Raw genomic sequence first — 12,251 nt, 5'->3', positions numbered from 1 at the left:
AATTTCACATGCGGGTTATGATTATCAGCGGATTTTTGGGCAGCGGAAAGACAACGTCGGTTTTAAAAATCGCTAAAATGCTCACCGATGCCGGCAAAAAAGTGGCGATTATCGTCAACGAAGTCGGCGAAATCGGCATCGACGGCGAAACCTTGGACATCGCCGGCATTCCGTCCAAACAAATCACAAACGGATGCATTTGCTGTTCTTTGAAACTTAGTCTCGGTGTTACTATTTCGGAGCTGGCGGACGTCTACAATCCCGACGTTCTCATTCTCGAGCCGACCGGTCTGTCTTTTCCGCAGCAGATTCGCGACGAACTCTGCGAACTCAACGTCATGATGACGTTTTCCCCAATTACGGCTTTGGTGGACACGTCCCGTTTTTCCACCGAAATGTCCCAGATTCCGAAATTCATCACGCAGCAGCTGATCGAAGCCGAAATCATCGGACTCAACAAAGTCGATTTGGCCGACGCCGCCAAAATCGCCGACGTCGAATCTTTTTTAACGGAAATCAATCCGAACGCGCTTCAAATTCACATGTCGGCGGCAACAGATGAAAGTTCCGTTTCCCGGCTTTACGACCTGCTCATGAGCGCGGAAAACGAAAAGTGCGCGTCCGATTATGAGAAAAGCGAAACGACGCTCAACTCGATTGAAATTTCAAACGTGACGACGTACTCCGGTCTTTACGACCTTTCAGGCAAAGACCTGTCCAAGGAAAGCGCCGGAAAACTGCTTGAAAATATTATCTCCGCAGCCGGCATGGATTTATCCAAAATCAATTACTATTTCGTCGGCCACGTCAAAATGGCCGTCAAAGTCGGCGACACGTTGGTGAAAGTGAGCCAGGTTTCCGCGTCCGACGACCGGCAAATCGAAGCGGAATACATTGCGCAGGAGCCGGAAGACAACAACGGAAAATACGAACTCCGGTTTTTGTCAGCGGTCACCAACATTCCCAAGGACAGGCTGACGGTGATTATTGACCAGTCCATCAGCGTCTTTTTGAAAGCGAAAGGCTTTGAGTTTGAGAAAAGAAAGAGTGCGGACGGAAAAAAGAATTTGATTGAATTGTAATTAAATAGAATCATATATTTTTTCGAGAAGTTTTCTTGATTCTTCGATTGTATATGTTCTATCTCCGATCAATCTAGATTTTTCCGCCAAGTCTAATTTTTCTTTTAATTTTTTTGTTTCTTCTTCCTCAGCAATTTCCATAACCACGGCTGTTACCTCTTTTCAAACTTTAGTATTTAACACAATTTTCAAAAATTTATAGTTTATGTTTCTTTAATTTAAGTGTATCCGCTTTTCAATTTTCATTGTCGGTTGGCAACAAAATCGGTTTCCCATTCGCAACTTATATATAGAATATCTGACATATGAAAGCTGTTATTTTCTGAATTGTCCCGAACACGCGATCCAGAATAAACCGGCATGAATCCCCGGTTTTAGACGCCGGTCGGGCGAAGGAAATGAAACGGAACTTGGATGCGGTCTGCACGGCAAACCCGGGAAAGAAGTTCCTGTTTCGGGAAATGTAAACAGCAATTCAGAACGATTCGATTTTTCACATATTATTCGATTAAATCATTTTTTACAATCATCAGGAGACATAAAATGTCAGGACAACCCATTTTTATCTTAAAAGAAGGCAGCAAACGCACCCGCGGACGCGATGCGCAAAGCAACAACATTATGGCCGCTAAAGCCGTGGCGGAAGCCGTCAGAACAACCCTCGGTCCCAAAGGCATGGACAAAATGCTCGTCGATTCCATGGGCGACGTCACCATCACCAACGACGGTGCCACCATCTTAAAAGAAATGGACATCGAACACCCGGCCGCCAAAATGATCGTCGAAGTGTCCAAAACACAAGACGAAGAAGTCGGCGACGGAACCACCAGCGCGGCCGTTGTGGCCGGCGAACTCTTAAAGAAAGCCGAAGACCTCATCGAAATGGACATCCACCCGACCGTGATCGCATCCGGTTACCGGATGGCGGCCAACAAAGCGATCGAAGTCGTCAACGGCCTCGCCAAAGACGTCAAAACCAACGACGAAAAACTCTTGACCAGCATTGCGTCCACCGCAATCACCGGAAAAGGCGCCGAAGCCGCTAAAGCGCTCCTCGCCGAAATCTCCGTGAAAGCCGTCACCAGCGTCGTCGATGAAATCGGCGGCAAAAAAGTCGTCGACCGCGAACAAATCAACGTGGTCAAAAAAGTCGGCGGCCGCGTCGAAGACTCCGAACTCATCAACGGTATGATCATTGACAAAGAACGCGTCCACACCAACATGCCGGAAGTCGTCAAAGAAGCCAAGATCTTGCTCCTCAACGAAGCGATCGAACTCAAAGACACCGAAGTCGACGCCGAAATCTCCATTACCTCTCCGGACCAGCTCCAGCTTTTCCTCGACCAAGAAGAAAAGATGATCAAAGATTTGGTCGACAAAGTCGCGAAAAGCGGCGCAAACGTCGTTTTCTGCCAGAAAGGCGTCGACGACATGGCCCAGCACTTCTTGACCAAACTCGGACTCTTCGTTGTCCGCCGCGTTAAGAAAAGCGATATGGAAAAACTCTCCCGCGCCACCGGCGGCAACCTCATCTCCAACTTCGACGAAATCACCAAAGACGATTTGGGATACGCCGCCGTTGTGGAAGAAAAGAAAATCTCCGGCGACCCGATGGTCTTTGTGACCGGCTGCAACAACCCGAAATCCGTGTCCATCCTGCTGCGCGGCGGAACCGACCACGTGATTGACAGCGTTGAAACCGCCCTTGAAGACTCCCTCCGTGTTGTCGGCGTGGCGCTCGAAGACCAAAAATTGGTGGCCGGCGGCGGATCTCCGGAAGTCGAAATTTCCCTCCGGTTGAACGAATACGCCTCCACCCTCGAAGGCCGCGAGCAGCTCGCCGTTCGCGCTTATGCCGAAGCCTTTGAAGTCATCCCGAAGACCTTGGCCGAAAACGCCGGTCTCGACCCGATCGACATGCTCATGGCACTGCGCTCCGCACACGAGAAAGGCATGAAAACAGCCGGTCTCGACGTGTTCAAAGGCGAAGTCGTCGACATGTGGAAAGAAGTCGTCGTCGAACCGCTCCGCGTCAAAACCCAAGTCATCAACGCAGCCACCGAATCCGCCGTTATGATTCTCAGAATCGACGACGTGATCGCCACCACCAAATCCCAGGGCGCACCGGGCGGCGGCATGCCGGACATGGGCGGCATGGGCATGGACATGTAATTTGAAAAATAAGATTGTTGAACGAAACCAAAGGCGGCTCTTCCAAAGAGCCGCCTTTTTTTTGGTTTTACGTTTGAGTTGTTATTTTGAGTTGTTATTTTGAGTTGTTATTTTGAGTTGTTATTTTGAGTTGTTATTTTGAGTTGTTATTTTGAGTTGTTATTTTGAGTTGTTATTTTTGAGTTGTTACGTTTGAGTTGTTACGTTTGAGTTGTTATTTTTGAGTTGTTATTTTTGAGTTGTTACGTTTGAGTTTGTTACGTTTGAGTTGTTATTTTTGTTTTGCTGTTTTTGATATTATTCTGTTTGTTTTAGTTCCGGTTCCGTTTTATTTTAGATTTGCGCCGCCACACGCGCGTTACGGCGCCCATTTTTCCGGAATCTTCAAAAAAGGAGATCTGTTTTTATTTTCCACATCCACTTTCTAAATTTTCTCTCTTTTTGTTTTTCATATAAACATATAGGTATCTAAATGGATACCTATTTCCATTTCGGAAACTTTCCGATTTAAGTATCTTCCTCAATATATATTCGAGAAATAGATGATTATATTCAAAATATAATGTTTATGGGGTTGTTTAAAAAACGCGTTGTCGCCAGATGTCGTTTTATTGATTTTATTATGATCTGTCTAATATAAAATCACAATTTATTTGGCAATTAATATATTTTCAACAATTCTATAAATTTATGATTTTATTATTAACATATCTTTATATAATTCGTTCACCTATATAATGAAATTAATTCTCATTAAGGATATTTTATAAATTAATTATTGTTTTTATTGAAGATGATTGTCATTACGACTAAAAACGACTACGGAAAAATGAGTGGTTGAGTAATCTTATATGTATTCAAAAAAGAAATTTCATTTGAGAACGGCAATTTTGATTCTTTTGCTGATATTGCTGATTCTCCTTTTCACAACGTGTTTGAGTGAAAAATCTCAAAGAGACGATTGCGCTTGCTATTCTTGTTCGGTCTCAAGCACCGGAACAGGCACCGGTCTTGATGTTCATAAAGGACAAGGCGGTATTCCGGTCAGTCCCGGCGGCAACGGAACGCCGGTCAATCCGCCGACGCCCCCCGGTCCGACGTCCGAAATCAATTTTACGGCCGAACTTTACGATTATAATTCTACAACCGATACGCTCCGCGTTTTGATGACGGCGGACGCCGCTCTTTCAAATCCGTCCGACATCAATACGGTCAAGTTTACAAATATCAACGATCCGTTGAACAACGGAACCGGAACTGTTTCAAGTGTTGAAACTTATCAATACGCATCATCCGGCGCCAACATGTATCTCGTTTCTTTGAGCGGCGCTCCCTTGAAATTGGACAACCCCGGCAGCGGTCAATCTTACACATATATTATCTCCGACGGCGGCACAGGAACCCCCGGACAAGTCAACTATCCGTTTGAAACCGGAGACGGCAGCTCAGCCACACCGTTTACGATGGTCAACATCGTTCAATTCGACGCCCTCAGATATTATAATAATACATCCGGTTCCGGTCAATATTATCAGTTGAACACACCGGGAGATTTGGAATATCCGGCCGACTGGAACAGATTGGCGAGCGTTAACGTTCACGAACGCGCCGGCAGCGACAACACCGGCTGGAACCCGATCGGAACAGACGCAACCGGCGACGCTTTTAACGGAACGTTTGACGCCGACAACCGTAACCTCACCAAATTCTACATCGATGAACCCACCGCGGACAACATCGGTATTTTCGGCGTCACAGCGCAAGGTTCCGAAATCAAAAATATTAATTTGAAATTCGACGGCTCACTTCAGATTGCCGGAAAAGGCAATGTGGGCAGCTTGGTCGGCGACAATCACGGCAACATTGACCACGCAGTCACAATCGGCGGAACGGTTACCGGTTCCGGCGACAACATCGGCGGTTTGGTCGGCAACAACGGCGGAACCATTTCAAATTCCGGTTTCACCAGCCTCCGGACCGTGATCAGTACCGGAAACGGCAATGAAAACATCGGCGGCCTGGTCGGCAAAAACGGCGACGCCGGCGTCATCACGTCGTCTTATTCTTACAACACCGTCCATGCGTCCAACAGCAACAACGTGGGCGGACTGGCCGGATTCAGTTCCGGTTCCATTACGCTCGGAACCATCACGCCGATTCAAACCGTGGGCGGACAAGTTGACGGCAACACGGCGGTCGGCGGTTTGGTCGGCCGGAATGAAGGCACCGTGAGCGGTAGCGATGGCACAAATTTGATTAAAACGATGGCAAACGTTTCCGGAAACAACAGCATCGGCGGCTTTGTCGGCCTAAACAACGGCTCAATTTCCTATGCTTCCGCCAACGCGACGCTTCAGCCGTCGGACGGCTCGTCTTACATCGGCGGTTTTGCCGGAACGAACGACATTCACGGTACGCTTGACAATGTTTCGATATCCAACGACGTTTTGGCGCCCAAAAGCACGTATGTCGGCGGCCTTATCGGACAGAATCTCGGAACCGTCAGCGGAACGCTTGGAAATGAGATTTTTATCAATAAAAATGTCACCGGGTCCAACGCGGTCGGCGGTTTCGCCGGCTTTAACAACGGAACGCTGGATTATGTTTTGTACAACGGCACAACGGTCAGCGGCAATGAAACCGTCGGCGGTTTGATCGGCATTAACGACGGCAGCATTTCAAACTCAACCTCTTCCGGCACGGTTTCCAGTCCGGTTGAATATAACGCCATGACCGGCATAACATATTCAAGAGGCGTCGGCGGTTTGATCGGCATGAACCATCAAAACGCCCAAATGTCCGACGTTTCCTCAAGCGCAGCGGTCAGCGCGCCGAAAGGAGACAACATCGGCGGCCTGATCGGCGTCAACAACGGATCTTCCGTCACCGGCGCCGTTGCAACCGGCAGCGTGACCGGAAAAGTCAACGTCGGCGGTTTGATCGGCTTTAACCTCAAAGACATATCCGGCGCGGAATCTTCCGGAACCGTGACCGTTTCTGAAAACAATGGCTTCAACATCGGCGGTTTGATTGGATACGATTACGGCAGTGTTTCCGATTCAAAATCCGGCGGAACCGTGACTGTGACCGGAACCGGCGCCGGAAGCGTCGGCGGTCTCATCGGCTTGACCCAAATCAACGCCTCTCTGAATTCAAACGCCAACATTTCCAATGTGACGTCAACCGCAACGGTCAACGCGCTCACAGCCGAAAATGTCGGCGGCGTCATCGGATACAACGTCATGCCGGTTTCAAAAGCAACATACGGCTCTTCCGGCGTCACATTGGCCGGAATGTCCAATGTCGGCGGTCTTGTCGGCAGAAATGAAAATTCAGTTGATGATTCTCAATTTACATCCGGAACCGTCACCGGAAACGGTATAGTCGGCGGTCTCATTGGTCTCAATAACGGCGGTACGTCGTCGGTCAACAATTCCTCTGCAACCGGCGGCACCATCAAAGACAGCGGCGTCAGTTCGTCGATATTCGGCGGCGCCATCGGTCACAACAACGTCGGGCGCGTTTCAAACGTTTCCTCAACGATGACGGTTGAGGCCAACAACAGTTCGGGTGTCGGCGGCCTCATCGGACGGAACAACCAATCCGATTTGGACGGCACGTCATCCCATTTGATTTATGCAGCGGGTGCTGTCACCGGTAAAACCGAGGTCGGCGGTTTGATCGGTTACAATGACAACAGCAGCATTTCCAACGCCAAAGCCAACGGAACGGTCACCGCAAGCGGCAACAATACCGGCGGTCTGATCGGTTTCTGTTTGGGAAGCAACGTTTCCGCATCCCTGGCGGAAGGAAACGTTCAAGGAAACAACATAACCGGCGGTCTGATCGGCAATTTCTCCAATGGATCGAAAACCGTTTCCATTACCGGAAGCAACGCGTCCGGCAATGTCAACGGAACAGATTATGTCGGCGGTTTGCTCGGAAACAACAAGGGGTCAGTTTCATCTTCAAGCGCAACCGGAACCGTCAACGGAACAAAATATGTCGGCGGTTTGATTGGTTGTTCCCTATCCGGCAGCACATCCGGTTCATTTGCAACCGGCCAAGTGAACGGAACAGAAGACGTTGGCGGTTTGATCGGGTATAGTTCCGGCGGTCAAATTTCATCTTCAAACGCGACGGGCGCGATCAGCGGTCAGAAATCTGTCGGCGGTTTGATTGGTTGGAATTTTAATGGCCGGATTTCGGGGGCAAACGCCACCGGAGCCGTGACCGGAAATGATTTTGTCGGCGGCCTCGTCGGTTTTGAGCAAAACGGCAATATTTCCGATGCTTACGCCACCGGCAACGTGGCCGGAAACACCAACATCGGCGGTTTGGTTGGTCACGGCAATGCTTGTCATATTGTGGGAACGGACAGCAACAAGGTTTATGCATCCGGCCAAGTGAACGGAACAAAAAACGTCGGCGGTCTGGTCGGCTATGGTCAAGACGGCAATATTTCGTACTCTCATGCGTCCGGAAAAGTAACCGGAAATAACAATGTCGGCGGTTTGGTCGGCCTTGAAGTGAATGGCACAATTACGAATGCTTATGCCGACGGCGATGTGATCGGAAACGGTACTTCCGGCAGCGATATGTGCATCGGCGGTTTGATTGGTTATAATAGCGCCGCTGCCGTCACACATGTTAATATTTCCTCAGACAGCAATGTCAGCGCTCCGAAAAGCAGTGCGGTTGGCGGTCTTCTCGGATACAGCAACGGTCCGGTTGAGTCTGCGTACGCCACGGGCAACGTCGTTGGAAATTACAGCGTCGGCGGTCTGGTCGGCCATTATGAAAGCAGTTCAACAATGACCGGTTCCGCCGCGAATAAAATTTATGCGACCGGCGATGTGACCGGAAACAGCGGAATCGGCGGTCTCGTTGGTTTGAACCATGTGAATTGGACCGGATTCGTGAACACAGACACGACGAACAGCATTTACGCTGACGGCGACGTTTCAGGTTCAATCAACACGGGTGGAATGTTTGGTTTTAACGGCAAAAATCTGTCGACGCTCCATGCCGGAAACAATGTGACCGGCGTCACGCCGGTAAACGGCGGCACCCATTCAACCGGCACGGGCGGCCTTGTCGGAAACAATAACGGCAACATTTCCGATTCCGATTCGTCCGCAACGGTGACGGGTCAAGGCATGTTTGGCGGTCTTGCCGGCATCAACGCCGGAACGATAAACAACACCCGGTCCACGGCGGTTTTGACGTCAAACACAGCCGGCACGCTTAAGCCGTCAAACGCCGGCGGTCTTGTCGGTTCCAATGACGGCGGCGTCATCAACGCCTCTTCGTTTAACGGAACAATCAGTTTACCAAACGGCGACAACATCGGCGGTCTTGTCGGCCGAAACAATGTTTCAGGCGTCGATTCCACACCCTCTTCAGGACGCAAACCGGCGTCGATTACAAATTCATTTGTCGAAGGCGGCTCTTCCATAGTGGGAGATCTGCAAGTCGGCGGCTTGGTTGGTCTGAACAACGGCGAAAATCTCACCTCTTCCAAAATGTCAACCATTTCCGACTCTTACGTCGGCGACGCAACAGGCGTGGTGACGGTCACTGGTGATTCTTATGTCGGCGGTCTCGTCGGTATGAATAAAGGCGGCGTCAGTTCATCCAAAACAGCCGGCACAGTTACAGTTTCAGGAAGCGGCCACAGCATTGGCGGTTTGATCGGTTCCAACGAACCGTTCGACAAAACATTTGTTTTGACAAACGTTTCCTCAATATCCACCGTGAACGCGCCGGAAGCAAGCAAAGCCGGCGGTCTGATCGGCGCGAATTTTGCACCGATTACAGGAACATCTGCTCAGCCGGTTTATGCAACCGGAAATGTTGACGGTAAGTCTGAAGTCGGCGGTTTGATCGGCTCCAACAAAAACAACGGTACGGTGACCGGTTCCGTCAGCAGCGGCGTTTACAGTATTTACGCCACCGGCACTGTGACGGGACATGACAAACTCAACGATTTGACGGCGAACAAACAAATCGGCGGTCTGATCGGTCGTAACGAAGGCAGCGTTTCCACGGTTTCTTCAAGCAATATCGTTTCCGGTGGTGGACAGGTCGGCGGCCTGATCGGCAACAATACCGGTCCGGTTTCTCTTTCCCGTGCGATCAACACCGTCGGCACAGGAACGGAAGACGACGTCGGTGGTCTGATCGGCCTGAACAACGGTTCAATCTCGTCGTCATACGCAACCGGTGACGTTTTCGGCAATTATTCCGTCGGCGGTTTGATCGGCCGGAACACTGTCGACGGAACGATTACAGGGACGGATTCCGATTGGGTTTATGCAAGCGGCAATGTCTCAGGAGTCGTCGTTGTCGGCGGCTTGGTCGGCGACAACACCGGAAATATTACCGGTTCTGTTGACGGCAGCGGCAATTACAGCGTTTTTGCAAACGGAACTGTGAAAGGTAATGACAGCATCGGCGGCCTGATCGGCCGGACAATGAACGGTACAGTTTCATATACGAAAGCATTCGGCAACGTCACCGGTACAAATGCATCAGCCGGCGGTCTGGTCGGCAACAGTTTCAGTAACGGATCGATTTCAAATTCCGTTGCGGTGGGCAATGTTGATGGCTTGATGAGAGTCGGCGGTTTGATCGGGTATACCACCCGGCCTGTTTCTTTCTCCAAAGCGTCCGGCGCCGTTAACGGAACCTCGGACGTCGGCGGTTTGATTGGAAACAACAATGGCGGCGAGATTTCATCTTCCTCGGCGAGCGGAACCGTTACCGGAATTTACAAAGCTGGTTTTTATCAAAACAACACTGGCGGCTTGATCGGTTTGAATGAAAACGCTTTCATTTACAATTCATATGCCACCGGAAACGTCAACGCACCCGCCGGATCCGGCGTCGGCGGTCTGATCGGCAACAATACGAAGTATTCCACTTCCCCGGCGTCCATTTCCGGAACGGCTGACAACAAAGTGTATGCCACCGGAAACGTCGCCGGAAAGAAAGATGTCGGCGGTCTCATCGGTCATAACCAGATTGTCAGCATCACAGGCTTTGAAAATCCGTCCGGTCCGAACAGCGTTTATGCGTCCGGCCAGGTTTATGGTGAAGAAAACGTTGGAGGTTTCATCGGCAACAACTCCGGTTCCGTTTCGAATGTCAGGTCAAGCAATCAAGTGACCGGCGTCAACAACGCCAATTATGGATACAGCATAAATGTCGGCGGTCTCATCGGTCTTTCGGGACGCGATTCGATTTCCGGTCAATTCGGCTCTGTCAGAAATTCAAGCTCAAACGCGACCGTGACGGCGGAAAAATCGACCAATATCGGTGTTTTGCTGGGTTACAGCGGCGGTGTTGTCGATGATTGTACCACTGAAGGCACGCTGACATTAAACGAAGACCATGTCTTGAACGTCGGCGGTCTCATCGGGCGGGCCGACATCAACAGCACGGTGACAAATTCGTCGTCCAATGTGACTGTCAATGCGCCGCAAGCCAGATATGTCGGCGGTTTGATCGGCGAACAAGGCCGTTTGTCATCCATCTCCTATTCATTTTACAACGGTTCTTCCGTTATCGGATTATACAGTGTCGGCGGTTTTGCCGGTTATGTTTACGGAACCGTTTCCGATTGTTCCGTCTCCGGTCCGAGTGTCACCGTCTCCGGCGTTGATCTTGTCGGCGGCTTTGCCGGCTGCAACGACAATACCGGTAACATTTCCGGCTCTTCCGTCAGCAATGCGACGGTTTCCAATTCCGGCGGCACATCTATAGATATCGGCGGCTTTACCGGCAAAAACGGCGGCAACATTTCCGGCAGCCGGTCCGAAAACACAACGGTCACCGGTACTTTCCAGAACGTCGGCGGTTTTGCCGGAAGCAATTACGGATTGCTGAACAGCGTCACCGCTTTCAACAACACAGTGAACGGCTATTCCTTCGTTGGCGGTCTTGTTGGTGTGTTGGGTACGAATGGATCTATCACGAATTCAAGTTCGGAAAAAGGAACTGTTAACGGAACAATGTTTGTCGGCGGTCTTGTCGGCAGTTCCGCCTCCACAGACGGAAGTTCAATCAATGTCAACCGCTCCTATTCATCATCTGCCGTCAATGGAACAACAGAAGTCGGCGGTTTGATCGGCGACATGAACGGAACGAAGATTTCGGATTGTTATTCAACCGGAAGCGTCAACGGCAGCGCGGATGTCGGCGGTTTGGTCGGCCGTATGCAAAAAAGCAGCAATCCGGCCGGAACCGTGACCAACCAATCGTCGGTTGACAACTGTTACGCCTCCGGTGCGGTCTCCGGTCAATCGAACATCGGCGGCTTGGTCGGAATGAGCAACAACAGTACCATCAGCAATTCCACGGCATTGAATTCCATAATTTCAGATACCGGCAGTATTGTCGGAGATTTCCACCGGATTGTCGGAAATGTGTCGGAAGTGTCTTCATTTTCGACGTTGGGTTCCGGCAATTATGCGTTGGATAGTTTGGACAATTCATCTTTTAATGAAAAAGAGGCAAGAAAATTGGATGGTAAGTCCATCACCAACGAGAACGCAAAATCTAAAACCTTCTATGGATCCATCGGCTGGGGATTTTATCAAGACGAAAACGGTGAACCGTGGACGATCAAAGATTCGGAATACCCAATTCTGGCCTGGCAAATTTAAAAATTGAAGACGAAGATCAAATCTTCGTTTTCATTTTTTCCTTTGGGTCATGATAAGAATAGAGGATTTTCTCTGATAATTTCCAGGATTTTCAGATATAAATTCTCATTCCTATAATTGTACCTAAATTCACATTCTTTTAAGTAAAGATTAAAATACCTTTTATCAATCCCTCTGTACTTACTCATTCTGGTTTTAGAAAAACCCCAGAATCCTTCAATCCCATTAATATGGGATTTTCCATTGACAAATTCATCTTTGCCATGGTCCACACGATAGTGTTTATCATATCCCACATCAACCAATCCATCATATCCGTGCCAGTTAT

The 12,251-nt window shown here is 49.6% G+C and carries 5 protein-coding genes; 3 read left to right on the top strand and 2 right to left on the bottom strand.

Annotated features, from left to right (window positions below; translation table 11 throughout):
- Positions 1-8: 8 nt before the first annotated feature.
- The gene (locus tag MsAg5_RS01465; RefSeq protein WP_338098842.1) at positions 9-1,082 is read left to right on the top strand and encodes a GTP-binding protein; all 1,074 of its coding nucleotides are present in this window, start codon (positions 9-11) and stop codon (positions 1,080-1,082) included.
- On the opposite strand, the gene MsAg5_RS01460 is transcribed toward MsAg5_RS01465, so the two are convergent.
- The gene (locus MsAg5_RS01460; RefSeq protein WP_338098841.1) at positions 1,083-1,229 is read right to left on the bottom strand and encodes a hypothetical protein; all 147 of its coding nucleotides are present in this window, start codon (positions 1,227-1,229) and stop codon (positions 1,083-1,085) included.
- A 396-nt stretch (positions 1,230-1,625) separates the two neighbouring features.
- Here MsAg5_RS01460 and thsA point away from each other — a divergent pair, with 396 nt between their 5' ends.
- Together thsA and MsAg5_RS01450 are read left to right on the top strand one after the other, a co-directional pair.
- On the top strand, positions 1,626-3,254 hold the full coding sequence (gene thsA, locus MsAg5_RS01455) for a thermosome subunit alpha (protein ID WP_338098840.1): 1,629 nt from the start codon (positions 1,626-1,628) through the stop codon (positions 3,252-3,254).
- Positions 3,255-4,129: 875 nt separating this feature from the next.
- Positions 4,130-11,923, top strand: a complete 7,794-nt coding sequence (locus MsAg5_RS01450; RefSeq protein WP_338098839.1) for a GLUG motif-containing protein — start codon at positions 4,130-4,132, stop codon at positions 11,921-11,923.
- A 47-nt stretch (positions 11,924-11,970) separates the two neighbouring features.
- Here MsAg5_RS01450 and MsAg5_RS01445 read toward each other — a convergent pair.
- Positions 11,971-12,251, bottom strand: a 281-nt coding sequence (locus tag MsAg5_RS01445; RefSeq protein WP_338098838.1) for a transposase, incomplete at its 5' end; no start/stop codon positions are given.

The sequence above is a fragment of the Methanolapillus africanus genome, assembly GCF_032714475.1.
GTDB classification, from domain to species: Archaea; Halobacteriota; Methanosarcinia; order Methanosarcinales; family Methanosarcinaceae; genus Methanolapillus; species Methanolapillus africanus.
The sequence above is the reverse complement of the archived record's forward strand: the minus strand, read 5'-3'. Positions and strand labels throughout refer to the sequence as shown.